Consider the following 25,547-nt stretch of genomic DNA (forward strand, 5'->3'; position numbering starts at 1 on the left):
TCAGGCCTGGCTAGCGGCCGGCTCGTTATTGGATGCGGAATCGGGTTGGCGGGTGAGGGCGCCGATGGTGTGCAGGTCGCGCTCCGGGTTGACCAGGCGCAGGGCGAGCAGGCCGCCGGCGATCAGCGCCAGACCGAACAGGCCCACGGCCAGTTCGAAGCCCTTGACCAGGTCGCCGCCTTCCCAGCCGATGGCCTGACCGACCACGTGCGGGGCGATCATGCCGGCGCTGGTCATCAGGCCGATGTGCAGGGCCAGCATGCTGCCGCGCTGCTTGGCCGGCGCGATGTAGGCGACGGTGGTGTTGGAGAAGGTAGTGGTCAGGTTCACCACGATGCCGCCGATCAGGTACAGGGTGATGGTCAGCGCCACGCCCTGCTCGACGAAGCCCAGCAGGCTCATGGCGATGCCGCCGATCACGCAGGCGATGGCCGGCGGGAAGACCATGGCCAGGCGCACGCTGGCACCGCGCTTGAGGGCACGCTGCGACAGGGCGGAGACCACCAGATTGAGCACGATCACGCCGATGGTGGCGGCCATCACCACATAGCCGGACTGCATCGGGGTCATGCCCAGACCCTTCTGCAGGTAGGTCGGAATCCAGCTGTAGATCAGCGCGTTGGGCAGGTAGCTGCAGAAGCCCAGCAGGGTGATGAAGATGAAGGTGCGGTTGAGCAGCAGGTGGCGGTAACTGGCGGTGCCGCCGACGATTTCGCCGGGCGCCTCGTCATGCTGGCCCTCGCGGCCGACGAACAGCCAGACCACCAGCCAGACCAGGCCGACGCCGGCCAGCATCAGGTAGCCGACGCGCCAGCCCAGGTGCTGGATCAGCAGCGGCAGCGACAGGGCGCCGAGAATGGCACCGACCATGATCGCGATATGAATCCAGGCACCCGGCAGCACGCGGTCGCGCGGGGCGTACCATTTGAAGGCGGCGTGCTGGGTCACCGCGGTGCCCGGACCACAGCCGGCGCCGAGCAGCATGCGGCTGGCGACCAGGGCATAGAAGCTGGTGGAGATTGCGGTGAGGATCTGCGCGCCCATCCACACCACCGACATGCCGGAGAGAATCCAGCGGCTCGCCACGCGGTTGGCGAGGAAGCCGACCAGCACGCCGGACACCGAGTAGAGGAAGAAGAAGGCGCTGCCGATGAAGCCGAACTGCTCGGGAGTGAGCTTCAGCTCGTCGATGATCTGCGGGCCGGCGAAGGCGAAGATGGTCTTGTCCAGCACGCTGATGACCATCACGGCCAGCAGCATGGCGACGATCAGGGCGCGTCTCTGGGTGGAGGGGGACTGCATGGCTCAGGCCTCGTTCAGATGGGTGCGAGCAGACGGCTGGCGTGTGCTGCCTCGAAGCCGCGTGCGGCATGCGCGTGGATCTGCTGGCGCAACCGCGCGAATTCATCCTGCCAGGCGAGGAGCTGCGGGATCAGCGGCATTGGGGGTGTCCTTGTCGTAGCTTGCGGCGCAGCATGCCGCAGGTGGGCAGGCCACGGATAATCACCTCTGCGCATGTGTATCGGCTTTGGTTATGTGCAGCGCCCGGTGGCTTGGTTATGCTGGCCCGCCAGGCCCGTTCGGGAGTGTTGCCATGGCGATCTACTGCGCCGAAATCCTCTGGTCGCGTGGCGACCAGGACTTCCTCGACAACCGCTACAGCCGCGGTCACCTGTGGCGTTTCGACGGTGGCGTGGAGGTGCCCGCCTCGTCCTCGCCGCACGTGGTGCCACTGCCCGGTTCGCGCGAGGACGCGGTGGACCCGGAGGAGGCCTTCGTCGCCTCGCTGTCCAGCTGCCACATGCTCTGGTTCCTCTCGCTGGCGGCGCGTGACGGCTGGCGGGTGGATGCCTATCGCGACCAGGCCGAAGGTCGCATGGGTAGGAACGCCGAGGGCCGCCTGGCCATGACCCGCGTCACCCTGCGCCCGACGGTGAGTTTCGCCGGCGCCGCCCCGAGCCGCGAACAGCTCGACGCACTGCACCACGAGGCGCACGAGGAGTGCTTTATCGCCAGCTCGGTGAAGACCGAGGTACGCTGCGAGCCGGCCTATCCCTGAGGTGAACGGAATGCGTACACCGTCCAGACGAATGCATGATGCGGAAGAGCCCACAATGGCAGCCTCGCCAGGTCAGCGTGTGGCGGCCTGGTTCCTGCTGTCGGTGGCGCTCCTGGCCATCTGCCTGCAGCCTCGGTTGCTTTGGTTCATTGCGGGGCTGGTTGTGCTGGGGCTGTGGATGGTGTGGCGTGATCGTCGTTATCTGGCGCGCCTGGCCGCGCAACGTCAGGGCGAGTCCATCTGCCAGTTCGCCCGCGCTTTTCCACGGCGTCAGGTGGATACCTGGGTGATTCGCGCCGTGTACGAGTCGTTGCACGGCTACCTCGGCGGGCGCCTGCCGATCCGCGCCGATGACCGGCTCAAGCAGGATCTGCGGTTGGATGACGACGATCTGGATCTCGACCTGCTGGCGGACATGGCCCGCCTCAGTGGTCGCTCGCTGGAGCGGACCGCGGACAATCCCTGGTTCGATCGGGTGAGCAGCGTGCGCGACCTGGTGCTGTTCCTCGACCAGCAACCGCGCCTGAGCGCGACCTGAGGCCTGGGCTAATCGCCCAGCTTCGGCGCGTGCGGGCTCTTGTAGGCGTACACCAGTTCGTCGGCCAAGGCCTTGGCCTCGCGGGTCATCAGTTCCTGGTCGCGGCAGACCAGGGAGATGTTCATCGGCGGCACCTGTTCCGCCACGTCCAGCACGTGCAGTTCCTGGCCGAGCTTCTGCACGTGCTCCAGCACCCGCAGTGACCAGTAGCTGATGGCGTCGGTATTGAGCGCCAGCTCGGAGAACAGCACCACCGAGGCGCATTCGATGACCCGTGTCGGCGGCTCGACCCGGTACTGCTCGAACATCAGGCCGACCCGCGACTGCTCCAGCGAGTCCTGCAGCAGCCACTCCTGATCGCGCAGCTCCTCCAGCGCGCGCGCCCCGCTCAACGGGTGGCCCTTGCGCACGGCCAGCACGGTGGGCTGGGCGTACAGCTCGGTCCAGTGGAAGCCGTCGCTGTTGCGGATCGCCGGCAGCGAGGTCAGCACCAGGTCCAGCTGGCCCTCGCGCAGGCCCTCCATCAGCTTGGACGGGCGCAGTTCGTTGATCTGCACCTGCACCTTGGGGAAGCGCTTGCGGTAGCGGTTGAGGCTGGCGATGAACTGGGCGCCGGGGGTGACCGGCGAGACGCCGATCGACACCTTGCCGTCCATCACGCCCTTGAGCGTTTCGATTTCCTCGCGGGCGCGGCGCACCTCTTCGAGGATCAGGCGCGCGCGGCGCACCAGGCGCTCGCCGTATTCGGTGACGGTGATGCCGCGGTTGGAGCGGATCAGCAGCGGTACGCCGAGCTCGGCCTCCAGTTCCTTGATGCCCTTGGACAGGGCCGGCTGGGAGATGTGCAGCAGGCGCGAGGCCTCCTGGATGCTGCCACTCTCGCTGATCGCGAGCATGGCGCGGAGTTGGTGCAACTTCATGAGCGACGCCGGTGTTTCGGAGGACAGGGGGCTGAATTTAAAGCAAAACGCGGGCCTCGGACGTTCGCTGGTGTAACGGCAGATAAAAAAACGGCGGCCCGCAGGCCGCCAAGGTAGGAGTGTTGCGTGGAGATCAACGGAGCCCCGAGGCGCGCAGGGCGCTGGGGGTGAACTGCTTGCGGCTGTATTTGACGTCGAACTGGTAGGCGTTCTGCTCTTCGTTGAACAGCGCGCCGACGGCGTAGCGGCCGGAGAGCACGTCGTAGTGGGTCTCGGCGCTGAACTGCGGGATCTGCTGATCGTAGAAGAACGTGCCGTGGCCCTCGGACACGCGCCACAGCTGGCCACGACCGTCGTAGGCGTCTGCCTCGGCGGCCTGCCAGCTGTCCTCGTCGAGGAAGATGTCGCGACGCGAATAGACGTGGCGCTGGCCCGGTTTGAGGGTGGCGGTGAGGTGCCACACACGGTGCAACTCGTAGCGGGTGTGTTCGGGGTTGAGGTGGCCGGGCTTGATGATGTCGCTGTACTTCAGCTTGGGCGAGCTCAGCTTGTAGCTGTTGTAGGGGATGTACATCTCCTTCTTGCCCACCAGTTTCCAGTCGAAGCGGTCCGGCGCGCCGTTGAACATGTCGAAGTCGTCCATGGTGCGCATGCCTTCGGCGCCGGGGCTGTCGTAGGCGATCTGCGGGGCGCGGCGCACGCGACGCTGGCCGGCGTTGTACTGCCAGGCCATGCGCGGTTCCTTGACCTGGTTGATGGTCTCGTGGACCAGCAGCACGCCGCCGGCCAGGCGCGCCGGGGCGAGGAATTCCTCGCGGTAGAGATAGAGCACGTTGCTCATCTCCTGCGCGGCGTAGTCGCTGAGGCCCACCGGGTAGGCCAGCTGCTGCTTGATCAGGCTCGGGGTGAAGGCGCCGTTGGCCTGCGGCGAGGCCTGCACCACCATGCGCTGGAAGGCCAGGCCACGGTAGCGGCCGATGTGGTTCCAGATCACTTCCAGGCCGTTCTGCGGGATGGCGAACGGCAGGCCGCCGCTGCGGTAGTTGTGCAGGCCGTTGCCGCCTTCGGCGAGCTGGGTGTCGGCCGCGTTCAGGCGGCTGGTGTCCAGGTAGGCCTTGGGCATGGTCACCGAGCGGCGGGTCGGGTAGACCGGGATGCGGTAGGTCTGCGGGTAGCGCTTGAACAGGGCGAGCTGGCCGGGAGTCAGCTTGTCCTGGTACTGGGCGACGTTATCGGCGGTGATGGTGAACAGCGGCTGGTCGGCGGCGAACGGGTCGCTGAGGAAACCGTCGGCATCGCGGTTGCCAGCGTCCTTGGCCAGGCCGCCGGTCCAGGCCGGGATGCTGCCGTCGGCGTTGCCGGCGCGCTCGGCGCCGATCGGGGTCAGGTCCTTGTCCAGGCGGGCGATCTGCTCGGCCGGCACGCCGGCCAGGGCCTGACCGGCGAGCAGGCCGAGGCTCAGGCCGCCGGCGCGCAGGAGTTGGGTGTGGAGAGTGGAAAGCTTCATGTGCTCAGACCTCAGAAACTCATGCCGACGCTGAAGGCGAGGAAGTCGCGGTCGGTGTTGGTGTTGAAGTCGCCGCCGAAGTAGTTGGTGTAACTCAGGCTGGCGGTATAGGTGGACAGGTAGTCGGCATCCAGGCCCAGGCTCACCGACTTGTTGCCCTCGGTGAAGGTCGGGCCGTAGCCCTCGACGTCATGGGCGAAGGCCAGGTTGGGCTTGAGGTTGACCCCGGCGATGGCGTCGTTGAACTCCAGCTGGGTGCGCAGGCGGTAGCCCCAGGAGTTCTGGGTGTAGAAGCCCTTGCTGGTGCACTGGTCCGGGTTGGTGGTGTTGAGCAGCGCGCTGCACAGGCCGTTGCCGGTCATGCCCAGCGCCGCGGCGTTGTCCGGCAGTACGCCGTTGCCGAACACGCTGCTGCGGCCGAAGCGCAGGTCGGAGCCGTCGCTGGAGCCGAGGTCGCCGATATGGCTGTAGCCGACTTCGCCGATCAGGGTCAGGCGGTCGCCGCCGAGTACCTGATCGAAGGTATGCACGGCGCTGACCTGGGCCTGGCTGAAGGGCATGCGTTTGTAGCCCTGCACCAGGCTGCCGAACTCGGTATCGGCCCAGCCGCTGTCGAAGATCGCCAGGCCGTCGATGCCCAGCATGCTGACCAGGCCGCCGACGCTGGCGGCGGTGGACACGTCGGTGCCGTTGAGCGACAGCGGCATGTTCGGCCGGTGGCTGATCTCGCCCGACAGCGCGGTGCCGTCCGGGGTGGTGGTGGCGAAGCTGATGCCGTACTGGCGGATATCTTCCGGGTATGCCAGGTAGTAGCTGGCGCTGGCCGGGCCGGGGGCGCCGGTGACGGCGCTGAGGCTGGCGCGGCCCACGGTCCACATGCTCTCCGGGGTACGGCTGTGGTAGTTCATGGCGTAGAAGCCGAACTCGGTGTCGTTCAGCTCCGGCACCATCCAGCGCAGGGCCACGCCGAACTGGCCGCTGTCGCGGGCCTCCTGGTCGTCGCCGCGCGGCACCCAGCCGTACACCGACGGGTCGCGGTCGTAGTCGCTGCCGAAGGTGGTCATGCCGTTGTCGCAGCCCTTGGCCGCGGTGTCGGTGCTGAAGAAGGTGCCGCAGTTGTCGAGGACGGTCTTCTCCCACTCGATCTGGTAGAAGGCCTCGGCGGAAATGTTCTCGGTCAGGCCCTGGGTGACATACAGCATGTTCACCGGGATCAGACCTTCCTTGATCTCCGAGCCGGGGCGACGCAGGGAGGCGACGTCGGCCGGGTTGATGGCGTTGATGCTGTTCTGGATGAAGGTGCTCTCGCCCCAGCTCACCACCTGCTTGCCGGCGCGCACGCTGCCGGGAAGATCGCCGATCAGGTAGTTGTGGTAGACGAAGGCGTCCAGCAGCTCGAAGCCGGAAGACTGGGCAGCGTTGTCGCGGCCGCTGTCGTCGATGTCGTAGAGCAGGCGGTGTTCGTCCTTCAGCTCGAAGTCGTACCAGTACTTGCCGCGCAGGAACACACCGGTCTCGCCGTAGCTCAGCTGCAGGTCGTGCACGCCCTTGAAGATCTTGGAGAAGGTCTCGCCCTTCTTGAAGTTCAGCCGGCCATCGTCGCTGGTGCGGGTGGAGGCGCTGCCGCCGTTGGCCTTGCCGATGAACTTGGCATCGGCCTCATCCAGTGCCCAGCTGGCGCCGATGGACAGGGAGGAGTCGAGCCGCCCTTCGATTTCCCCGATGTTGAAGCTGGCGGCCTGGGCCGGTAGCGCGCTTGCCATTGCTACGGCCAGGGCCAGGGCGTGGGGATACATGGCCCCCGCGCCTGTTGTTGTTCTTCTCATGTGGCTCTCCTGCTGATCAAAGAAGGCCCGCGGCAACGCCGCGCGGCGCATCGCTTCTTTGCAGCCTGATGACAGGTGCCGGGGCATCCTAGGTAAGCCCGGCGCCCCTGACTTCTGAATAATCCTTATGCCCATAGCCAAAGGTGAGGTCGGCGCGCCCACCATCGCGGCGGGTCTCCAGGCAAAGGCTTGCGAGGCGCATGGTTGCTGGCCCGGCGCGCGGGTAGTGCGCATAACCCGGGGTTATCCCGATAAGCAGCCCTGTGCTGTTGCCCTGTTAGCGGGCATAAAAAAACCGCCCCGGAGGGCGGCTTTTTCCTTGCAGCTGCGAATTACAGACCGTTGGCGGCCTTGAACTCGCGGCGGCGGCGGTGCAGGACCGGCTCGGTGTAGCCGTTCGGCTGCTTGGTGCCTTCGACCACCAGTTCCAGGGCAGCCTGGAAGGCGATGTTGCTGTCGAAGTTCGGCGCCAGCGGACGGTACAGCGGGTCGTTGGCGTTCTGGCGGTCAACCACCGGCGCCATGCGCTTGAGGCTGGCAACCACCTGCTCTTCGGTGACGATACCGTGGCGCAGCCAGTTGGCCAGCAGCTGGCTGGAGATGCGCAGGGTGGCGCGGTCTTCCATCAGGCCGACGTCGTTGATGTCCGGCACCTTGGAGCAGCCGACGCCCTGGTCAATCCAGCGCACCACGTAGCCGAGGATGCCCTGGGAGTTGTTGTCCAGTTCGTTCTGGATCTCCTCGGCCGACCAGTTGGTGTCCTTGGCCAGCGGGATGCTCAGGATGTCGTCGATGGAGGCGCGCTCGCGCTTGGCCAGTTCGGCCTGGCGGGCGAACACGTCGACCTTGTGGTAGTGCAGGGCGTGCAGCGCGGCGGCGGTCGGCGACGGTACCCAGGCGGTGTTGGCACCGGCCAGCGGGTGGGCGATCTTCTGCTCGAGCATGCCGGCCATCAGGTCGGGCATGGCCCACATGCCTTTGCCGATCTGGGCGCGACCCTGCAGGCCGGTGGCCAGGCCGATGTCGACGTTCCAGTTCTCGTAGGCGCTGATCCACTTCTCGGCCTTCATGGCGGCCTTGCGCACCACGGCGCCGGCTTCCATGGAGGTGTGGATCTCGTCACCGGTACGGTCGAGGAAGCCGGTGTTGATAAATACCACGCGCTCGCTGGCGGCCTTGATGCACGCCTTGAGGTTGACGGTGGTGCGGCGCTCCTCGTCCATGATGCCGACTTTCAGGGTGTTGCGCGGCAGGCCGAGCACGTCTTCGACGCGGCTGAAGATTTCGCCGGTGAAGGCGACTTCTTCCGGGCCGTGCATCTTCGGCTTCACGATGTAGACCGAGCCGGTGCGGGTGTTCTTGCGGCTGGTGTTGCCATTCAGGTTGTGGATGGCGATCAGGCTGGTGAACAGACCGTCCTGGATGCCTTCCGGAATCTCGTTGCCCTGGGCATCGAGGATCGCCGGGTTGGTCATCAGGTGGCCGACGTTACGCACGAACAGCAGGCTGCGGCCGTGCAGGGTCAGCTCGGAGCCGTCGGCCTTGGTGTAGACGCGGTCCGGGTTCATGGTGCGGGTGAAGGTAGTGCCGCCCTTGCTGACTTCTTCAGCCAGGTCGCCCTTCATCAGGCCGAGCCAGTTGCGGTAGACGATGACCTTGTCATCGGCATCGACGGCGGCGACGGAGTCTTCGCAGTCCATGATGGTGGTCAGGGCGGCTTCCATCAGCACGTCCTTGACGCCGGCGGCATCGGTCTGGCCGATCGGGCTGGAGGCATCGATCTGGATTTCGAAGTGCAGGCCGTTGTGCTTGAGCAGCACGGCGATCGGCGCGGCGGCGTCGCCCTGGAAGGCGATGAACTGGGCGGCGTTCTTCAGGCCGGCTTCGCTGCCGTTCTTCAGGGTCACGGCCAGCTGGCCGTTCTTCACCACATAGGCGGTGGCGTCGACGTGGGAAGCGCCTTCCAGCGGGGCGGCTTCGTCGAGGAAGGCGCGGGCGAAGGCGATGACCTTGTCACCACGGACCTTGTTGTAGCCTTTGCCTTTCTCGGCGCCGCCTTCTTCGCTGATCGCGTCGGTGCCGTACAGGGCGTCGTACAGCGAACCCCAGCGGGCGTTGGAGGCATTCAGGGCGAAGCGCGCGTTCATCACCGGCACGACCAGCTGCGGGCCGGCCAGGCGGGCGATTTCTTCGTCGACGTTCTGGGTGGTGGCCTGGAAGTCGGCCGGCTCCGGCAGCAGGTAGCCGATTTCCTGGAGGAAGGCTTTGTACGCGGCGGCGTCATGCGCCTGGCCTTTGCGAGCCTGGTGCCAGGCGTCGATCTTGGCCTGGAATTCGTCGCGTTTGGCCAGCAGAGCGCGGTTCTTCGGAGCCAGATCGTTGATCACGGCTTCGGCGCCGGCCCAGAACTGGTCGGCAGCGATGCCGGTGCCGGTGATGGCTTCGTTGTTGATGAAGTCGTAAAGGGCTTTGGCGACCTGCAGACCACCTACTTGAACGCGCTCAGTCATTGCTTGCCTCACTTGATGCTAGACAGGGCCGGAAGGCCATGTAGTAAGAGTCGGCGGATACTACATGACTCATTCGGAAAAATCAGTCACAAACTGTGCCCGTCTGCCGGGCGGCGGCGCAGGCGCTGGCTATACTGCGGGCACTTTTTCGCCTGTGGAGTTGCCATGCCGGTCAGCCGCGTTCTACCCGCCGATTTACCTGCTGTTCTGCCTGAGCTGGTCGAGCTGTTTGCCGGCTACCTGGACTTCTACCAGGTGCCGCGCCCGGCCTCGGAAATCGAGGCATTCCTCGCCGCGCGCCTGGCCGCCAGCGAGTCGGTCGTGCTGCTGGCGCGCGACGCGGCCGGCACGGCGCTGGGCTTCGTCCAGCTGTACCCGTTCTTCGCCTCGCTGCAGCTGAAGCCGGCCTTCCTGCTCAGCGACTTGTACGTCAGCCCGGCCGGGCGCCGCCAGGGCCTGGCCGAGCAGCTGATGAACGCTGCCCGCGCCCATGCCGAGCAGAGCGGCGCCTGCGGCCTGCAGCTGGAGACGGCGAAGGACAATTTCGCCGGCCAGGCGCTCTACGAAAAGCTTGGCTATGTGCGCGATGAGGTGTTCTATACCTACTGGCTCGGCCTGAACGCCCCGGCCTGAAACCTGAACGAGGAGTCGCACGTGGATCATCTGGTACTCACCGTCATCGCCCCGGACCAACCGGGCCTGGTCGAACGCATCGCCCAGTGCATCGCCGCCCATGGCGGCAACTGGCTGGAGAGCCGCATGTCGCGCATGGCCGGGCAGTTCGCCGGCATCCTGCGCGTGGCCGTGCCGGCCGAGGGCTACGACGAGCTGGTGGATGGCCTGCAAGGCCTCAATACCCACGGCATTCGCGTGCTGGTGGCGGAGAGCGGCATCAAGCCGTCCTGCACCTGGAAGCCGATCCACCTGGACCTGGTGGGCAACGACCGCCCCGGTATCGTCCGCGACATTACGCGCCTGCTGGCCGAGCACGGCATCAATGTGGAGAGCCTGACCACCGAGGTGGCGCCGGCGCCGATGAGCAGCGAGCCGCTGTTCCACGCCGATGCGGTGCTGGCCGTGCCGCTGACCCTGTCGCTGGACCTGCTGCGCGACAAGCTGGAAAGCCTGGCCGACGACATGATGGTGGAGCTGAACCTGCGCACTGCCGAGGAGTGATCCCCAGTTTGCGTGGGTGAAGCTGTGGATAGTCTGGGGAGCCCCGGCGCACTGCCTAGTGCCTCGGGGCTTTTCTTTGCCTGATCAAAAAACCTTCATATTCAGCGGCTTGTGCACAAAGTTCGGGGATGGAGCTGTGGATAGCGCGGGGATCATCTCGTGCAGCTCACGGCTGGCGCGGCCTGCGGGGCGCTGGGCGAATTTCGTCCAGCCCGGCGTGGCGCATGGATATCCCCGAAAGCTGTGGATGAAGGTGTGGGCAGCCTGGGGGATGGCCGCTGCACGCCATGCGCTCCGCGGCTTCCCGCGCTTCGCTCAGAAAGCCAGCAGTATCAATGGCTTGTGCACAAAGGCCGGGGATCGTTCTGTGGATAAGGCGGGGATTTAGCGCTGCGCTTCACGGCTGGCGCGGCCTGTGGCGCGTTGGCTGATATTTGTGCAGCGTTCGCTCTGCTGGCCGCAGTGGATAACGCGCGCCGTGGCGCTGCGTCTGACTATCCCCGTTTGCCGTGGGCAGTCCTGTGGACAGCCTGGGGAACCAGGGCTGCAGGCCAGGAGGGGCGAGGCCTGTAGCCAATCGATCAGAAACTGAACAGCACCGTCTGGCTTGTGCACAAAGCCTGGGGATGGAGCTGTGGAAAAGATTGGGAATAACTGCCTCAGCCCAGCCCCGTCGCGCTTCTCCGCCGGTTGGCTGTTTTCTAGCCAGCCTGGCCGCGGCGACGCAGGCCCAGCCAGATGTCCAGGCTATAGATGAACAGCGCCGCCCAGATGCACACGAACGACAGCAGCTTGCTCGACTCCAGCGTCTCGCCGAACAGCATTACCGCCTGCAGCAGCACCAGGGTCGGCGCCAGGTACTGCAGGAAGCCCAGGGTGGTGTAGGGCAGGTGGCGGGCGGCGGCGTTGAAGCACAGCAGCGGCACCAGGGTGATGGGGCCGGCGGCGATCAGCCACAGCGCCTCGCTGCTGCTCCAGAACGCCGGCTGGGTGCTTATCGCCGCCGGGTGCAGCAACAGCCAGCCGAGGGCCAGCGGCAGCAGCAGCCAGGTTTCCACCACCAGGCCGGGCAGGGCGGCCACCGGCGCCTGCTTGCGGATCAGCCCGTAGAAACCGAAGGTCAGCGCCAGCACCAGCGATACCCAGGGAATGCTGCCCACCTGCCACACCTGCTGCAGCACGCCGAGGGCGGCCAGCCCCACCGCGACCCATTGCAGGCGGCGCAAACGCTCGCCGAGCAGCAGCATGCCGAGCAGCACGTTGATCAGCGGGTTGATGTAGTAGCCCAGGCTGGCTTCGAGCATGCGCCCGTTGTTCACCGCCCACACGTACACCAGCCAGTTGCTGGCGATCAGCAGGCCACTGCCGGTGAGCACCGCCAGGCGCCTGGGGTTGTCGCGCAGCTCCTGCCACCAGCCGGGGTGTTTCCACAGGGCCAGCAGCACCGCGCCGAACAGCGCCGACCAGATCGCCCGGTGGGCGATGATCTCCAGCGCCGGCACGGCCTGGATGGCCTTGAAGTAGAGCGGGAACAGGCCCCAGATCAGGTAGGCGGCGATGCCGAGGGCATAGCCGCGGCTGGGGTTGGCGGAAGACATGGGCGTCCTTGGTGGATAGGCGGCTAACGAAAGAGCCCTGATTCTAGTGCCGGTCGATGGAGCTTGTCTGTGTGATCAGCTTTGGCTCGCCTTGCTGCTGCGAAAATGGCGTAAGAAAGGCTTTACGGCGGCGCCTGGCTTCGGGCTACCGCGCTCGATCAGAACAGCCGCAACGGCTCCTCGTCCAGCGCCGCCAGTTGCTCGCGCAGGGCCAGGACCTGATCGCCCCAGTAGCGCTCGTTGGCGAACCAGGGGAAGGCCAGGGGGAAGGCCGGGTCGTCCCAGCGCCGGGCGATCCAGGCGCTATGATGCATCAGGCGCAGTGCGCGCAAGCCCTCGATCAGCGGCAGCTCGCGCGAGTCGAAGTCATGGAACTCCTGGTAGCCGTCGACCAGTTCGGAGAGCTGGCCGAGGCGTTCCTGGCGGTCGCCGGCCAGCATCATCCACAGGTCCTGCACGGCCGGGCCCATGCGGCAGTCGTCCAGGTCGACGATATGGAAGGCGTCGTCGCGGTGCAGCAGATTGCCCGGGTGGCAGTCGCCGTGCAGGCGGATGGGGTTGTAGCGCACCCGGCCGAACAGTTCGTCCAGGCGCTTGAGCAGGTCACGGGCCACCGACTCGTAGGCCGGCAGCAGGCTGCGCGGGACGAAGTCGCCTTGCAGCAAGGTGGTCAGCGAGGCGTGGCCGAAGTTGTCCACCGCCAGTGTCTCGCGATGTTCGAACGGGCGGCTGGCGCCGACCGCGTGCAGACGGCCGAGCAGCTGGCCGAGGCTGTACAGCTGGTCCAGATTGCCCGGCTCCGGCGCGCGACCGCCGCGGCGGGGGAACAGGGCGAAGCGGAAGCCGGCGTGCTCGAACAGGCTCTCGCCGTCCTGCTGCAGCGGCGCCACCACCGGCACGTCGCATTCGGCCAGCTCGAAGCTGAAGGCGTGCTCCTCGCGAATCGCCGCATCGCTCCAGCGGTCGGGGCGGTAGAACTTGGCGATCAGCGGCTGGCTGTCCTCGATCCCCACCTGGTAGACGCGATTCTCGTAGCTGTTCAGCGCCAGCACGCGGGCATCGCTGAGGTAACCGATGCTCTCGACGGCGTCGAGAACCAGGTCGGGGGTGAGGGCGGCGAAGGGATGGGACATGGGGCGCTCCGAAATCAGGCGCCCAGTCTACGCGTAAAGCGGGTGCTCAGCTGCGCATGGGCGTGGCGCGACGGCTATCACCCAGGCCGTAGACCAGCAGCAGGAGCAGGAACGACAGCCCCAGCAGGCAGGCGGCCAGGCGATGGGCCTCGCCATAGCGCAGGGCCTCGACATGCTGGAACAGGGCGATGGACACCACTTGGGTCTCGCCGGGGATGCTGCCGCCGAGCATCAGCACTACGCCGAACTCGCCCAGGGTATGGGCGAAGCCGAGCGTGGCGGCGACCAGGATGCCGCGCCGCAGCAGCGGCAGTAACACGCGCAGCAGGCGCTCCCAGCGGTTGGCGCCGAGGCTGGCGGCGGCCTCCAGCAGGCTTTGCGGAATCTCGCGCATGGCCACGGTCAGCGGCTGCACCACGAACGGCAGCGAGTAAAGCACGGAGCCCAGCACCAGGCCGGTGAAGCTGAAGGCCAGGCCGTGGCCGGTGAGCCAGTGCCAGGCCTGGCCGAGCGGCGTGGAGGGGGCGAACAGCACCAGCAGGTAGAAGCCCAGCACGGTTGGCGGCAGCACCAGGGGCAGGGCCAGCACGGCGTCGAGGATGCGCCGCAGGGCGGTCTGCTTGCGCACGCGCCAGGCCGCCAGCGGCAGGCCGATCACCAGCAGCAGGGCGGTGGATAGACCGGCCAGCTGCAGGGTGATCGACAGCGCCTGCCAGTCGCTGTCAGTCAGCAGCACAGCCGGCCTCGCCGGGCAGGGCGTAGCCCGCGGCTTTCAGGGTCTCGTGCTGGGCATCGAAGAACGTCAGGAAGGCTTCGGCGGCGGCCTTGCGCTCGCCCTTGGCCAGCAGCACGCGTTTTTGTACCAGCGGGTCGTAGAGCTTGGCGTCGATCTGCACGTACTGGGCTTGCGGGGACTTGGCCGCGGTCAGCTGGCTGAGGGCGACGAAGCCGCTCGGCGCGTTGCCGGTGGTGACGAACTGGAAGGTCTGGCCGATGTCCTGGGCGTACACCAGGCGCGGCTTCAGCGCGTCCAGCTGGCCGCTGCGTTCGATGGCCTGCAGGGCGGCCTTGCCATAAGGCGCGGTATCCGGTTGGGCGATGGCGATCTTGCCGGCGGGCAGCGCGTTCAGCTTGGGTTCGCTCTTTGGTACCCACAGGGCCAGGCGGCCGCAGGCGTAGGTGCGCGAGGCTTCGCCGGCGCCGGCGGCGGCCAGCTTGTCCGGGCGCTCGGCATCGGCCGAATAGAACAGGTCGAAGGGTGCGCCGCGCTGGATCTGCTCGAAGAAGGCGCCGCTGGAACCACCGGCCAGTTGCACCTCGGTACCGGTCTGCTGCTGGTAGTCCTTGGCGATCTTTTCCATCACCGGCAGCAGGTTGGCGGCCACGGCGATGCGGGTCGGCTCGGCGGCCTGGGCCTGGGTGATACCGAGCAGGGCGAGGGAGAGTAGCAGGCGACGCATGGTGAACTCCTTGTCTTCAGGTGGCGATGCCCAGCAGGACTTGGGCGGGGGAAACACGGGCCTGGATCGGCCGGCCGACGACCAGGTCGAGAGCTGGCGGCTGTTGCGCATCGAGCAGGGCGCACAGGCGTTGGCCGCCGGGCAGGGCGATGCGCACTTCACAGGGGCCGTCGCCCTGGTTGAGTACCTCCTCGATCTCGCCGCGCAGCGCATCGTTGGCCTTCTGGCCGCTCGCTAGCAATTCCAGGCAGCCGGCCTTGAACAGCGCGACCACGGTGCTGCCGATGGCCAGCTCCAGGTGCAGGGTGCTGTCGTGGGTGATCTGCGCCTGCAGGCGGTTGTCGTCGCCCAGGGTGATTTCGATCAGGTCGTTGCGCCCCTGCGGGTGGATGGCGCTGACCCGGCCGCTGAGCTGGTTGCGTGCGCTGGTACGCAGCATCAGGCGGCCGAGCAGGGCCAGGTCGGCATCCTGCTCGGCGGCGTCGAACAGTTGCGCCTGCAGTTGTTCGAGGCGGCGATACAGCTGCAACAGGCGCTCGCCGGTGGCCGACAGGCGCGCGCCGCCCCCGCCCTTGCCGCCGACGCTGCGCTCGACCAGCGCCTGGCCGGCCAGGTTGTTTAGCTCGTCGATGGCGTCCCAGGCCGCCTTGTAGCTCAGCCCGGCAGCCTTGGCCGCACGGGTGATCGAGCCCTGTTCCGCCACCTGGTGGAGCAGGGCGATGCGTTGCGGGCGGCGGGCGATATGTTGGGCGAGGGCGGTCAGAAGCGTCATGGCCAGGCGCAATATAGTTTTCTATATAGCGCTGCACGATGCGCGATCCAGAGCCTGCGGTCAATCTCCCGGCTTGGGTGTGCGGGCAAGGCAGTAGACATCCACGCGCGCTGCACCGGCTTTCAGCAGCAGGCGCGCCAGCGCTTCGGCCGTGGCGCCGGTGGTAAGCACGTCGTCGACCAGGGCGATATGCCGGCCGCGCACCTCGGCGTGTTCGGCGAGGGCGAAGGCCTGGCGCAGGTTGCGCTTGCGCGCGGTCGCGTCCAGCTCCTGCTGGTGCGCACCTTCCTGCGGGCGCAGCAGCCAGCGCTCGTGTACCGGTAATTGCAGGCTCTTGCCCAGCCAGTCGGCGAGCATTGCGGCCTGGTTGAAGCCGCGGCTGCGCAGGCGCTTGCGTCCCAGCGGTACGGGCAACAGCAGGTCCGGGCGCGGCAGGCCTTCGGCAAAAGCGTGTTGCAGATGATGTGACAGAAGCTCGGCCAGCAGACGTCCCATTGGCCACTGCGCCTGGTGCTTGAAGCGGGTGATCAGGCTGTCGACCGGAAAGGCGTAGCGCCAGGCCGCTTCGACCCGGGCGAAGCTTGGTGATCGCTTAAGGCAGGCGCCGCAGGTCAGGCCAATGGCCGGCAGGGGCAGGGCACAGACGTTGCAGTGGCCTCCCAGCCACGGCAGTTCGCCCTCGCAGGCGCTGCACAGCGGGTGCGCGGTGTCCGCCGTTTCAGCGCACAACAAGCAGGTTTGTTTATTTTTCGTCCAGATGTAAACCTGGCTATCGGTGAATGGTTGACAGCGCATGGTCCTTCCTTTGACTATGCCTCGCAGCCGTGTTGCACAGCCTAGAACAAGGAATATCGCCCATGAGCGCCAGTATCGCCTCCGTCACTCGTCACGATTGGTCCCTCGCCGAGGTAAAGGCGCTGTTCGAGCAGCCGTTCAACGACCTGCTGTTCCAGGCCCAGACCGTGCACCGCGCGCATTTCGACGCCAACCGCGTGCAGGTCTCCACCCTGCTGTCGATCAAGACCGGTGCCTGCCCGGAAGACTGCAAATATTGCCCACAGTCCGGCCACTACAACACCGGCCTGGACAAGCAGAAGCTGATGGAAGTGCAGAAGGTGCTGGAGGCCGCCGCCGAGGCCAAGGCCATCGGCTCCACCCGTTTCTGCATGGGCGCGGCGTGGAAGCACCCGTCGGCCAAGGACATGCCCTACGTCCTGAAGATGGTCGAGGGCGTGAAGAAGCTCGGCCTGGAAACCTGCATGACCCTCGGCAAGCTCGACCAGGAGCAGACCCGCGCCCTGGCCGAGGCCGGCCTCGACTACTACAACCACAACCTCGATACCTCGCCGGAGTTCTACGGCAATATCATCACCACGAGAACTTACTCGGAGCGCCTGCAGACCCTGGCCTACGTGCGCGATGCGGGTATGAAGATCTGCTCGGGCGGCATCCTCGGCATGGGCGAGTCGGTGGACGACCGCGCCGGCCTGCTGATCCAACTGGCCAACTTGCCGGAGCATCCGGAAAGCGTGCCGATCAACATGCTGGTCAAGGTCGAAGGCACGCCGCTGGCCGGCGAGAAGGATGTCGACCCGTTCGACTTCATCCGCATGCTCGCCGTGGCGCGGATCATGATGCCGAAATCCCACGTGCGCCTGTCCGCTGGCCGCGAGGCGATGAACGAGCAAATGCAGGCCCTGGCCTTTATGGCCGGTGCCAACTCGATCTTCTACGGCGAGAAGCTGCTGACCACCGCCAACCCGCAGGCCGACAAGGACATGCAGCTGTTCGCCCGCCTCGGCATCAAGCCGGAGGAGCGCGAAGAGCACGCCGACGAAGTGCACCAGGCCGCCATCGAGCAAGCGCTGGTCGAGCAGCGTGACGGCCAACTGTTCTACGACGCGGCCTCGGCCTGACCTCGAACGGTGGATGGATGAAGCGCCATCCACCCTACGCAACGCTTGACCTTCTCGTAGGGTGGATAACCCGCTTGCGGTTATCCACCGGTTGCCGGTATTCGCGCCCATGACCTTCGATCTTGCCACCCGTCTTACCGAGCGCCGCGCCGCTCACCTCTATCGCCAGCGCCCGCTGCTGGAAGGTCCGCAGGGGCCGGAGGTGGTGGTCGATGGCCAGGCACTGTTGGCCTTCTGCTCCAACGACTACCTGGGCCTGGCCAATCACCCCGAGGTGATCGCGGCCATGCGTGCTGGCGCCGAGCGCTGGGGCGTGGGCGGTGGTGCCTCGCACCTGGTGATCGGCCATAGCGCGCCGCACCACGAGCTGGAAGAGGCACTGGCCGAGTTCACCGGCCGGCCGCGGGCGTTGCTGTTTTCCACCGGTTATATGGCCAATCTGGCCGCCGTCACCGCGCTGGTCGGGCAGGGCGACACGGTGCTGGAAGATCGCCTCAATCACGCCTCGCTGCTGGATGCCGGCCTGCTTTCCGGCGCGCGTTTCTCGCGCTACCTGCACAACGATGCGGTGAGCCTGAGCAAGCGCCTGGAGCGGGCCGAGGGCAATACCCTGGTGGTGAGCGATGGCGTGTTCAGCATGGACGGCGACCTGGCCGACCTGCCCAACCTGTGCGCCGAGGCCCGCAGCAAGGGCGCCTGGATGATGGTCGACGATGCCCACGGCTTCGGCCCGCTGGGCGCCAGCGGCGGCGGCATAGTCGAGCACTTCGGCCTGGGGCTGGATGACGTGCCGGTGCTGGTCGGCACCCTGGGCAAGGCCTTCGGCACCGCCGGTGCCTTCGTGGCCGGCAGCGAGGAGCTGATCGAGACGCTGATCCAGTTCGCCCGGCCATACATCTACACCACCAGCCAGCCGCCTGCTGTGGCCTGCGCCAGCCTCAAGAGCCTGCAGCTGCTGCGCGACGAGAGCTGGCGTCGTGAGCACTTGAACAAGCTGATCGCCCGTTTCCGCGCCGGCGCCGCCGAGATCGGTCTGACCCTGATGGACAGCCCGACGCTGATCCAGCCGATCCTGGTCGGCGACAGCGAGCGTGCGCTTCGGCTCTCCGCACTGCTGAAGGAGCGCAGCCTGCTGGTCGGCGCCATTCGCCCACCCACCGTGCCGGCCGGCAGTGCACGCCTGCGCGTGACCTTCTCCGCGCTGCACAGCGAGGCGCAGCTGGGGCGCCTGCTCGATGCCCTGGCCGAATGCTGGCCGCTGGTGAACCGCGATGCGTAATCATCTGATTCTGTTGCCGGGCTGGGGCCTGGGCAGCCTGCCGCTGGAAGTGTTGGCCGAGGCCCTGCGTGGTCTCGCCCCGACGCTCAAGGTGGAAATCGAACCGCTACCCGAGTTGACCCGTGGCGAGCCACGCGACTGGCTGCTGGAGCTGGACGAACGCCTGCCGCCGCATACCTGGCTGGGCGGCTGGTCTCTCGGCGGCATGCTCGCCAGCGAGCTGGCGGCCCTGCGTGGCGAACGCTGCCGCGGCCTGCTGACCCTGGCCAGTAATCCCTGTTTCGTCGCCGGTCCGGACTGGCCGCACGGCATGGAGGAAGCCACTTTCGAGGCCTTTGTCGACGGCTGCCGCGCCGATCCCGCCGCCACCCTCAAGCGCTTCAGCCTGCTCTGCACCCAGGGCTCGCTTGAGGCACGCGGCCTGGCACGCCAGCTACAGGCCGGCGCGCCGCATGCTGCTGCCGAGGTGTTGCTGGCTGGGCTCGAAGTGCTGGGCAGTTTCGATGGGCGCAGCGCCCTGCAGCGCTTCGCCGGGCCGCAACTGCATCTACTGGCCGGCGCCGACGCCCTGGTGCCGGCCGAGGTGGCCGGTGAGCTGCTGATGCTGCAGCCGGATATCGAGGTGGGGCTGATCGAGGAAGTCAGTCACGCCTTCCCGCTGGAGCGTCCGCACGAGATAGCGGCGGCAATACTGGCTTTCCTCGGCGAGGCGGGCGATGTCTGAGCCACTGCAACAGGGCGACCTGCCGGACAAGCGCCAGGTCGCGGCGTCCTTTTCGCGAGCGGCGCAGAGCTACGACGGCGTCGCCGCGCTGCAGCGCGATGTCGGCAATGAGCTGTTGGCACGCCTGCCGGCGCTGACTCCCGCCCGTTGGCTGGATCTGGGCTGCGGTACCGGGTACTTCACCCGTGGCCTGGCCGCGCGCTACCCGCAGGGCAGTGGGCTGGCCCTGGACCTGGCCGAGGGTATGCTGCGCCATGCACGGTCGCAGGGTGGCGCTCGCCAGTTCGTGGTCGGCGATGCCGAGCGTCTGCCGCTGCGCGATGGCAGCCTCGACCTGATCTACTCCAGCCTGGCCGTGCAGTGGTGTGGCGACTTCGCTGCGGTGCTGGCCGAGGCGCGCCGGGCACTGCGCCCGGGCGGTGTGCTGGCCTTCAGCAGCCTGTGCGTCGGGACCCTGCAGGAGCTGCGCGACAGCTGGCAGGCGGTGGACGGCTTCGTCCACGTCAATCGTTTCCGTCGTTTCGAGGATTACCAGGCGCTGTGCGCGGCCAGCGGCCTGCAGCTGCTGATGCTGCAGCGCCAGGCCCGGACGCTGCATTTCCCCGACTTGCGCGCCCTGACCCACGAACTCAAGGCGCTCGGCGCGCACAACCTAAACCCCGGTCGCCCGGGCGGCCTCACCGGGCGCGCGCGAGTTCGCGCCCTGGTCGAAGCCTACGAGCATTTCCGCCAGCCCCAGGGCCTGCCGGCCACTTACCAGGTGGTGTACGGCGTGCTACGCAAGGATTGATATGAGCCAGGCCTATTTCGTCACCGGTACTGACACGGAAGTCGGCAAGACCACCATCGCCGCTGGGTTGCTGCACGCCGCGCGCCTGGCTGGGCTGAGTACGGCGGCGGCCAAGCCGGTGGCTTCCGGCTGCGAGACGACGGCCGAAGGCCTGCGCAACGGCGACGCCCTGGCGCTGCTCGGCGAATGCTCGCTGGCGTTGGGCTACGACGAGGTCAATCCGTTCGCCTTTGCACCGGCCATCGCCCCGCATTTGGCGGCCCGCGAGGCGGGCGTCGAGCTGAGCGTGGCGCGGCTGCTGCCGGCGGTGCGCCGAGTCCTGGATAAGGATGCGGACTTTTCCCTGGTCGAGGGCGCGGGTGGCTGGCGGGTGCCGTTGGCGGGGAGCGAGAATCTATCCGACCTGGCCGTTGCGCTCGGCCTGCCGGTGATCCTGGTGGTCGGTGTGCGCCTGGGTTGCATCAACCATGCGCTGCTCAGCGTGGAAGCCATCGAGCGCGACGGCCTGCGTCTGGCCGGCTGGGTGGCCAATATCGTTGACCCGCACACCTCGCGCCTCGACGAGAACCTGGCGACCCTCGCCGAGCGCCTGCCGGCGCCATGCCTGGGGCGGGTGCCGCGCCTGGCGGTAGCGACGCCCGCAGCGGTGGCTGCGCATATTGATCTGCGACCGCTGAGCTCCGCGCTATAAACCGCTGATCGGCCATAACGCTTTGCTTGTACGTTTTTTGAGCATTTTCTGCTTCAATTGTCCGCACGAGTCTGTCCCCGTCAGGGAGTCACAAGCATGCAAATCTCCGGTAACGCCTTCAGCGCTGGCCTCAGTGGCATCCAGGCCGGGCAACGTCGTGTCGACCAGGCCGCCAGCGAGATCGCCAGCAACACCCTGCCGGCCCAGGCGCCGACGCAGACTTCGCCGCCGCAGCAGGTCGAGCCGAACCCCGAGGTGCGCGCCGCGACCCAGCCCGATCTGGCCGAGAGCCTGGTGAGCCTGACCCAGGGTCGCAACGAAGTGCAGGCCAGCGCCCGGGTGGTGGAAACCGCCGACGAAGTGCTCGGCACGCTGATCGATACCCGCGCCTGACAGGGCTGTCGACGCAGTAATCAGAGGGCTCGCCCGGCCGGGCGAGGAGGGGTGTGATGCAGATCGGCAGCGCCATGACCTACGCTGCGCCCCTGCCGTCGTCCCAGGCGGCCAGGACTCCTTCGTCCGAACTTTCTCGTCCCGCCGATCCTGCCGCCAAACCACTGGCAGGCGCCGAGTCGCCTGAGCTGCGTGACGAGGCGAAGAGCCCGGCGCTCACCGACGCCGAGGGTGAGGAAGAATCCCCGCGCGAAACCCAGCAGTTGCGCCAGGAGCAGCTGGAAATCGCCGAGCTGGCTAGCCGCGACCGCGAAGTGCGCGCCCACGAGCAGGCCCATGCCTCGGTCGGTGGCTCTTATGCCGGCGCACCCACCTATACCTTCAAACGCGGCCCGGACGGCAAGAGCTACGCCGTGGGCGGCGAAGTCAGCATCGACACCAGCCCCATCCCCGGCGATCCCGAGGCCACCCTGCGCAAGATGGAGCTGGTGCAGCGCGCCGCATTGGCGCCTGCCGAGCCTTCCGCCCAGGATCTGCGCGTCGCCGCCGAGGCCGCGGCGCAAGCCACTCAGGCCCGCGCCGAACTGGCCGAGCTGCGCCGCGAAGAGGCCGTTGCCGCCGCCGAAGAGCGTGCCACCCGGCGCGAGGAGCAATTGGCCGAAGAGGGGGAGAAAGCCGCACGCGAGGAGGAAGAAAAGCCGCAGCAGGCGGCGACCCCACCTAGACTGGACCTGTATCTGCGCCTGGCCCAGCTGCAGGCTCCGCTGCCGGCGGTTGACCTGCGGGTCTGAAGCGCTCCCCGGGGGGTGCTTGACAAGGGTAGGGCGTAAACGTATGTTTCAAACGCTTGTTTGAGTGCCGGGCCGGTTTGCGCCTGCCGGGTGCCGGGAGAAATCCCGCGAACGACCGCTCTAGACGGTCACCAAAACACTAAGGAATCCACCGTAGAGGTTTACCGCTATGCCTGAGTACAAGGCCCCCTTGCGTGATATCCGCTTCGTTCGCGACGAACTGCTCGGCTACGAAGCGCACTATCAGAGCCTGCCTGGCTGCCAAGACGCCACCCCGGACATGGTCAGCGCCATTCTGGAAGAAGGCGCCAAGTTCTGTGAGCAAGTCATCGCTCCGCTGAACCGTGTTGGTGACCTCGAGGGCTGCACCTGGTCCGAGTCCGGTGTGAAGACCCCGACCGGCTTCAAGGAAGCCTACCAGCAGTTCGTCGAAGGCGGCTGGCCGAGCCTGGCGCACAACGTCGACCACGGCGGCCAAGGCCTGCCGGAATCCCTGGGCCTGGCCCTGAGCGAGATGGTCGGCGAAGCCAACTGGTCCTGGGGCATGTACCCCGGCCTGTCCCACGGCGCGATGAACACCATCGAAGCCCACGGCACCGACGAGCAGAAGCACACCTACCTGACCAAGCTGGTATCCGGCGAGTGGACCGGCACCATGTGCCTGACCGAGCCGCATTGCGGTACCGACCTGGGCATGCTGCGCACCAAGGCCGAGCCTCAGGCTGACGGCTCCTACAAAGTTTCTGGCACCAAGATCTTCATCTCCGCCGGCGAACACGACATGGTCGACAACATCGTCCACATCGTGCTGGCCCGCCTGCCCGACGCCCCGCAAGGCACCAAGGGCATTTCCCTGTTCATCGTGCCGAAGTTCAACGTGAACGCCGACGGCTCCGTGGGCAGCCGCAACGCCGTTTCCTGTGGCTCCCTGGAGCACAAGATGGGCATCCACGGCAACGCCACCTGCGTGATGAACTTCGACGGCGCTACCGGCTACCTGATCGGCCCGGCCAACAAAGGCCTGAACTGCATGTTCACCTTCATGAACACTGCTCGCCTGGGTACTGCTCTGCAGGGCCTGGCCCACGCCGAAATCGCCTTCCAGGGCGGCATCAAGTACGCCCGCGAGCGTCTGCAGATGCGTTCCCTGACCGGCCCGAAAGCGCCGGACAAGGCTGCCGACCCGATCATCGTCCACCCGGACGTGCGTCGCATGCTGCTGACCATGAAGGCCTTCGCCGAAGGCAACCGCGCGATGGTGTACTTCACCGCCAAGCAGGTCGACATCGTCAAGTACAGCCAGAACGAAGAAGAGAAGAAAGCCGCCGATGCGATGCTGGCCTTCCTGACTCCGATCGCCAAGGCCTTCATGACCGAAGTCGGCTTCGAAGCCGCCAACCACGGCGTGCAGATCTACGGTGGCCACGGCTTCATCGCCGAGTGGGGCATGGAGCAGAACGTGCGCGACAGCCGCATCTCCTGCCTGTACGAAGGCACCACCGGCGTTCAGGCCCTCGACCTGCTCGGCCGTAAAGTGCTGATGACCCAAGGCGAGGCCCTGAAAGGCTTCACCAAGATCGTGCACAAGTTCTGCCAAGCCAACGAAGGCAACGAGGCCATCAAAGGCCTGGTCGCACCGCTGGCCCAGCTGAACAAGGAGTGGGGCGACCTGACCATGAAAGTGGGCATGGCCGCGATGAAGGACCGCGAAGAAGTCGGTGCCGCCTCGGTGGACTACCTGATGTACTCCGGTTACGCCTGCCTGGCCTACTTCTGGGCCGACATCGCTCGCCTGGCTGCCGAGAAGATCGCTGCCGGCACCGAGGACGAGGCCTTCTACAAGGCCAAGCTGCAGACCGCGCGCTTCTACTTCGAGCGCATCCTGCCGCGTACCCGTACTCACGTCGCCACCATGCTGTCCGGCGCCAGCAACCTGATGGAAATGGACGAAGAGCACTTCGCTCTGGGCTACTAAGTCCGGTCCGACCGCAGGTCAGAAAAGCCGCGGCCCTCGGGTCGCGGTTTTTTTTCGCCTGGAAAAAGGCGAGTCGACAGAATGCGAACGATCACCGCTGTCCTTTGCGCGCGATACAGGCAAAATGCCGCGTCCCGCTCCTGCTTTGCGGGCTGGAGAATTCGAAGTGCCGCGTCTCACCGCCTACCGCCCCGATCATCTGCTGACCGCGCTGCCGCTGCTGGTCGCCGGACTGCTGGTCGCGCGCATGGGCCAGCTCAACGAATTCTTCCTGTCCCTGTTCAACGTGTTGCCGACCCTGCTCCTGCTGCTCGGCGGCGCGTTCTGCGTGGTCTACGGCCGCCAGCGCGAGTTGTCCCTGCTGGTGGTGGTCTACCTCGGCTATTTCCTGCTGGACACCCAGACCGACTATTTCCGTGAGCACGGCAAGGTGCGCGAAGACGCGGCGCTGATGTTCCACCTGTGTTGCCTGTTGCTGCCGCTGCTCTACGGGCTGTACGGCGCCTGGCGCGAGCGCAGCCACCTGCTGCAGGACATGGTCGCCCGCGCCGCCGTGCTGCTGGCCATCGGCGGCACTGCCCTGGCCCTGGCACGCCGCTTTCCCCAGGGGCTGCAGGCGTGGTTGGCGGAGATCCACTGGCCACTCTGGCATGGCCAGTGGATGAGCCTGATCCAGCTGTCCTACCCGCTGTTCCTGATCGCCGGCGTGCTGCTGCTGGTGCAGTACCTGCGCCAGCCCCGCCCCCTGCATGCCGCGGTGCTGCTGGGCTTGTTCGGCCTGCTGTGGATGCTGCCCAACACCTTCATCCTGCCGCACGCCCTGCAGGTGATGAGCAGCCTGGTGATGCTGATGCTGGTCGCCGCCGTGGTGCACGAGGCCTACCAGATGGCCTACCGCGACGAACTCACCGGTCTGCCCGGGCGTCGCGCGCTGAATGATCGCCTGGAGCGCCTGGGGCGCAGCTACGTGATCGCCATGGCCGACGTCGACCACTTCAAGAAATTCAACGACACCCACGGCCATGACGTCGGCGACCAGGTGCTGCGCCTGGTCGCCAGTCAGCTGCGCAAGGTGGGCGGTGGCGGCAAGGCCTATCGCTACGGCGGCGAGGAATTCACCCTGGTGTTCCCCGGCAAGTCCATCGAGGACTGCCGCCAGCACCTGGAAGCAGTGCGCCTGGCGGTGGAGAACTACCCGCTGCAGCTGCGCGACAAGCAGCAACGGCCGAAGGACAACAAGGAAGGCCGCCAGCGCCGGCGCGCCAGCGGTGCGGCCAGCGTGTCGGTGACCATCAGCATCGGCGTGGCCGAGCGCGAGATGCAGCAGCGTTCGGCCGACGAGGTGATCCGCTGTGCCGACAAGGCCCTGTACGCGGCCAAGAAGGCCGGCCGCAACTGCGTGGTAGCCCAGGGCGAGAATCGCCGCGGCGCGGTGCGGGTCAAGGCCGCGACCGAGTGAGCAAGATGGTGTGACCAATGGTTCACAACT

Annotated in this window: 25 protein-coding genes; 13 read left to right on the forward strand and 12 right to left on the reverse strand. The window is 66.8% G+C overall.

Translation table 11 applies throughout. The features are described from left to right. Positions 1–1,302 carry an MFS transporter gene (locus N7607_RS08665; RefSeq protein ID WP_279868894.1) on the reverse strand — a complete coding sequence of 434 codons (1,302 nt, stop codon included), beginning with the start codon at positions 1,300–1,302 and terminating at the stop codon, positions 1–3. 14 nt (positions 1,303–1,316) lie between these two features. Further along, positions 1,317–1,442 (reverse strand): hypothetical protein, encoded by a 126-nt coding sequence (locus tag N7607_RS08670; RefSeq protein ID WP_279868895.1) that lies wholly within the window; start codon positions 1,440–1,442, stop codon positions 1,317–1,319. A gap of 152 nt (positions 1,443–1,594) precedes the next feature. Between N7607_RS08670 and N7607_RS08675 the strand changes: the two genes are divergently transcribed. Together N7607_RS08675 and N7607_RS08680 are read left to right on the forward strand one after the other, a co-directional pair. Beyond that, positions 1,595–2,059, forward strand: coding sequence for an OsmC family protein (locus N7607_RS08675; protein ID WP_279868896.1), 465 nt, complete (start codon positions 1,595–1,597; stop codon positions 2,057–2,059). 55 nt (positions 2,060–2,114) lie between these two features. Continuing rightward, positions 2,115–2,597 (forward strand): hypothetical protein, encoded by a 483-nt coding sequence (locus N7607_RS08680; RefSeq protein ID WP_279868898.1) that lies wholly within the window; start codon positions 2,115–2,117, stop codon positions 2,595–2,597. Between the two features lie 8 nt (positions 2,598–2,605). On the opposite strand, the gene N7607_RS08685 is transcribed toward N7607_RS08680, so the two are convergent. The 4 genes from N7607_RS08685 to N7607_RS08700 all read right to left on the reverse strand — a co-directional run bounded on the left by N7607_RS08685 (position 2,606) and on the right by N7607_RS08700 (position 9,360). Next, positions 2,606–3,517 (reverse strand): LysR substrate-binding domain-containing protein, encoded by a 912-nt coding sequence (locus N7607_RS08685; RefSeq protein ID WP_279868899.1) that lies wholly within the window; start codon positions 3,515–3,517, stop codon positions 2,606–2,608. 133 nt (positions 3,518–3,650) lie between these two features. Then, positions 3,651–5,024 (reverse strand): DUF1329 domain-containing protein, encoded by a 1,374-nt coding sequence (locus N7607_RS08690; protein ID WP_279868900.1) that lies wholly within the window; start codon positions 5,022–5,024, stop codon positions 3,651–3,653. A gap of 11 nt (positions 5,025–5,035) precedes the next feature. Then, positions 5,036–6,850, reverse strand: a complete 1,815-nt coding sequence (locus N7607_RS08695) for a DUF1302 domain-containing protein (protein WP_279868901.1) — start codon at positions 6,848–6,850, stop codon at positions 5,036–5,038. Between the two features lie 332 nt (positions 6,851–7,182). Next, entirely contained in the window at positions 7,183–9,360 is a 2,178-nt protein-coding gene (locus N7607_RS08700; protein WP_279868902.1) for a malate synthase G, read from the reverse strand. A gap of 165 nt (positions 9,361–9,525) precedes the next feature. Here N7607_RS08700 and N7607_RS08705 point away from each other — a divergent pair, with 165 nt between their 5' ends. Beyond that, positions 9,526–9,993, forward strand: coding sequence for a GNAT family N-acetyltransferase (locus tag N7607_RS08705; RefSeq protein ID WP_279868904.1), 468 nt, complete (start codon positions 9,526–9,528; stop codon positions 9,991–9,993). A gap of 21 nt (positions 9,994–10,014) precedes the next feature. Beyond that, positions 10,015–10,536 carry a glycine cleavage system protein R gene (locus N7607_RS08710; RefSeq protein ID WP_279868906.1) on the forward strand — a complete coding sequence of 174 codons (522 nt, stop codon included), beginning with the start codon at positions 10,015–10,017 and terminating at the stop codon, positions 10,534–10,536. A gap of 701 nt (positions 10,537–11,237) precedes the next feature. Here the strand turns inward: N7607_RS08710 and rarD are convergent. The 6 genes from rarD to N7607_RS08740 form a co-directional block, all read right to left on the reverse strand. Next, positions 11,238–12,134 carry an EamA family transporter RarD gene (rarD, locus tag N7607_RS08715; protein ID WP_279868907.1) on the reverse strand — a complete coding sequence of 299 codons (897 nt, stop codon included), beginning with the start codon at positions 12,132–12,134 and terminating at the stop codon, positions 11,238–11,240. Between the two features lie 158 nt (positions 12,135–12,292). Then, positions 12,293–13,267, reverse strand: coding sequence for a serine/threonine protein kinase (locus tag N7607_RS08720; RefSeq protein WP_279868908.1), 975 nt, complete (start codon positions 13,265–13,267; stop codon positions 12,293–12,295). A gap of 46 nt (positions 13,268–13,313) precedes the next feature. After that, complete coding sequence (gene modB, locus N7607_RS08725; RefSeq protein WP_279868910.1) at positions 13,314–14,003, reverse strand: molybdate ABC transporter permease subunit; 690 nt, start codon at positions 14,001–14,003, stop codon at positions 13,314–13,316. Then, entirely contained in the window at positions 13,990–14,727 is a 738-nt protein-coding gene (modA, locus tag N7607_RS08730; RefSeq protein ID WP_279868911.1) for a molybdate ABC transporter substrate-binding protein, read from the reverse strand. The genes modB and modA overlap by 14 nt, the downstream gene beginning before the upstream one ends. A 16-nt stretch (positions 14,728–14,743) precedes the next feature. Beyond that, positions 14,744–15,499 (reverse strand): TOBE domain-containing protein, encoded by a 756-nt coding sequence (locus tag N7607_RS08735; RefSeq protein ID WP_279868912.1) that lies wholly within the window; start codon positions 15,497–15,499, stop codon positions 14,744–14,746. Positions 15,500–15,559: 60 nt separating this feature from the next. Beyond that, positions 15,560–16,294 carry a ComF family protein gene (locus N7607_RS08740; RefSeq protein ID WP_279868913.1) on the reverse strand — a complete coding sequence of 245 codons (735 nt, stop codon included), beginning with the start codon at positions 16,292–16,294 and terminating at the stop codon, positions 15,560–15,562. Positions 16,295–16,356: 62 nt separating this feature from the next. Here N7607_RS08740 and bioB point away from each other — a divergent pair, with 62 nt between their 5' ends. The 9 genes from bioB to N7607_RS08785 all read left to right on the forward strand — a co-directional run bounded on the left by bioB (position 16,357) and on the right by N7607_RS08785 (position 25,517). Beyond that, positions 16,357–17,415 (forward strand): biotin synthase BioB, encoded by a 1,059-nt coding sequence (bioB, locus tag N7607_RS08745; RefSeq protein ID WP_279868914.1) that lies wholly within the window; start codon positions 16,357–16,359, stop codon positions 17,413–17,415. Between the two features lie 109 nt (positions 17,416–17,524). Further along, positions 17,525–18,694, forward strand: a complete 1,170-nt coding sequence (gene bioF, locus N7607_RS08750; protein WP_279868916.1) for an 8-amino-7-oxononanoate synthase — start codon at positions 17,525–17,527, stop codon at positions 18,692–18,694. Continuing rightward, the gene (locus tag N7607_RS08755) at positions 18,687–19,418 is read left to right on the forward strand and encodes an alpha/beta fold hydrolase (RefSeq protein WP_279868918.1); all 732 of its coding nucleotides are present in this window, start codon (positions 18,687–18,689) and stop codon (positions 19,416–19,418) included. Before bioF ends, N7607_RS08755 begins: the two co-directional genes overlap by 8 nt. Further along, positions 19,411–20,208, forward strand: coding sequence for a malonyl-ACP O-methyltransferase BioC (bioC, locus tag N7607_RS08760; RefSeq protein ID WP_279868920.1), 798 nt, complete (start codon positions 19,411–19,413; stop codon positions 20,206–20,208). Before N7607_RS08755 ends, bioC begins: the two co-directional genes overlap by 8 nt. A 1-nt stretch (position 20,209) precedes the next feature. Beyond that, a complete protein-coding gene (gene bioD, locus N7607_RS08765) occupies positions 20,210–20,899 on the forward strand; it encodes a dethiobiotin synthase (protein WP_279868922.1) in 690 nt (229 codons plus the stop codon). Positions 20,900–20,995: 96 nt separating this feature from the next. Beyond that, complete coding sequence (locus N7607_RS08770; protein WP_279868923.1) at positions 20,996–21,292, forward strand: pyrroloquinoline quinone biosynthesis protein PqqE; 297 nt, start codon at positions 20,996–20,998, stop codon at positions 21,290–21,292. A gap of 56 nt (positions 21,293–21,348) precedes the next feature. Next, positions 21,349–22,083 carry a putative metalloprotease CJM1_0395 family protein gene (locus tag N7607_RS08775; protein WP_279868924.1) on the forward strand — a complete coding sequence of 245 codons (735 nt, stop codon included), beginning with the start codon at positions 21,349–21,351 and terminating at the stop codon, positions 22,081–22,083. Between the two features lie 169 nt (positions 22,084–22,252). After that, the gene (locus N7607_RS08780; RefSeq protein ID WP_279868925.1) at positions 22,253–24,058 is read left to right on the forward strand and encodes a phenylacyl-CoA dehydrogenase; all 1,806 of its coding nucleotides are present in this window, start codon (positions 22,253–22,255) and stop codon (positions 24,056–24,058) included. A gap of 166 nt (positions 24,059–24,224) precedes the next feature. After that, entirely contained in the window at positions 24,225–25,517 is a 1,293-nt protein-coding gene (locus N7607_RS08785) for a GGDEF domain-containing protein (protein ID WP_279868926.1), read from the forward strand. The last annotated feature ends 30 nt before the right edge of the window (positions 25,518–25,547 follow it).

Source organism: Pseudomonas sp. GD04019, from assembly GCF_029837695.1.
GTDB lineage: Bacteria > Pseudomonadota > Gammaproteobacteria > Pseudomonadales > Pseudomonadaceae > Aquipseudomonas.

Coding starts and splice junctions, on each gene's coding strand:
- N7607_RS08695 (WP_279868901.1), bottom strand. CDS start 6,850: ATGAGAAGAACAACAACAGGCGCGGGGGCCATGTATCCCCACGCCCTG.
- rarD (WP_279868907.1), bottom strand. CDS start 12,134: ATGTCTTCCGCCAACCCCAGCCGCGGCTATGCCCTCGGCATCGCCGCC.
- N7607_RS08665 (WP_279868894.1), bottom strand. CDS start 1,302: ATGCAGTCCCCCTCCACCCAGAGACGCGCCCTGATCGTCGCCATGCTG.
- N7607_RS08670 (WP_279868895.1), bottom strand. CDS start 1,442: ATGCCGCTGATCCCGCAGCTCCTCGCCTGGCAGGATGAATTCGCGCGG.
- N7607_RS08690 (WP_279868900.1), bottom strand. CDS start 5,024: ATGAAGCTTTCCACTCTCCACACCCAACTCCTGCGCGCCGGCGGCCTG.
- N7607_RS08735 (WP_279868912.1), bottom strand. CDS start 15,499: ATGACGCTTCTGACCGCCCTCGCCCAACATATCGCCCGCCGCCCGCAA.
- N7607_RS08685 (WP_279868899.1), bottom strand. CDS start 3,517: ATGAAGTTGCACCAACTCCGCGCCATGCTCGCGATCAGCGAGAGTGGC.
- bioB (WP_279868914.1), top strand. CDS start 16,357: ATGAGCGCCAGTATCGCCTCCGTCACTCGTCACGATTGGTCCCTCGCC.
- N7607_RS08680 (WP_279868898.1), top strand. CDS start 2,115: ATGGCAGCCTCGCCAGGTCAGCGTGTGGCGGCCTGGTTCCTGCTGTCG.
- N7607_RS08705 (WP_279868904.1), top strand. CDS start 9,526: ATGCCGGTCAGCCGCGTTCTACCCGCCGATTTACCTGCTGTTCTGCCT.
- bioD (WP_279868922.1), top strand. CDS start 20,210: ATGAGCCAGGCCTATTTCGTCACCGGTACTGACACGGAAGTCGGCAAG.
- N7607_RS08740 (WP_279868913.1), bottom strand. CDS start 16,294: ATGCGCTGTCAACCATTCACCGATAGCCAGGTTTACATCTGGACGAAA.
- bioC (WP_279868920.1), top strand. CDS start 19,411: ATGTCTGAGCCACTGCAACAGGGCGACCTGCCGGACAAGCGCCAGGTC.
- N7607_RS08770 (WP_279868923.1), top strand. CDS start 20,996: ATGCAAATCTCCGGTAACGCCTTCAGCGCTGGCCTCAGTGGCATCCAG.
- N7607_RS08780 (WP_279868925.1), top strand. CDS start 22,253: ATGCCTGAGTACAAGGCCCCCTTGCGTGATATCCGCTTCGTTCGCGAC.
- N7607_RS08720 (WP_279868908.1), bottom strand. CDS start 13,267: ATGTCCCATCCCTTCGCCGCCCTCACCCCCGACCTGGTTCTCGACGCC.
- N7607_RS08700 (WP_279868902.1), bottom strand. CDS start 9,360: ATGACTGAGCGCGTTCAAGTAGGTGGTCTGCAGGTCGCCAAAGCCCTT.
- bioF (WP_279868916.1), top strand. CDS start 17,525: ATGACCTTCGATCTTGCCACCCGTCTTACCGAGCGCCGCGCCGCTCAC.
- N7607_RS08675 (WP_279868896.1), top strand. CDS start 1,595: ATGGCGATCTACTGCGCCGAAATCCTCTGGTCGCGTGGCGACCAGGAC.
- N7607_RS08755 (WP_279868918.1), top strand. CDS start 18,687: ATGCGTAATCATCTGATTCTGTTGCCGGGCTGGGGCCTGGGCAGCCTG.
- N7607_RS08775 (WP_279868924.1), top strand. CDS start 21,349: ATGCAGATCGGCAGCGCCATGACCTACGCTGCGCCCCTGCCGTCGTCC.
- modA (WP_279868911.1), bottom strand. CDS start 14,727: ATGCGTCGCCTGCTACTCTCCCTCGCCCTGCTCGGTATCACCCAGGCC.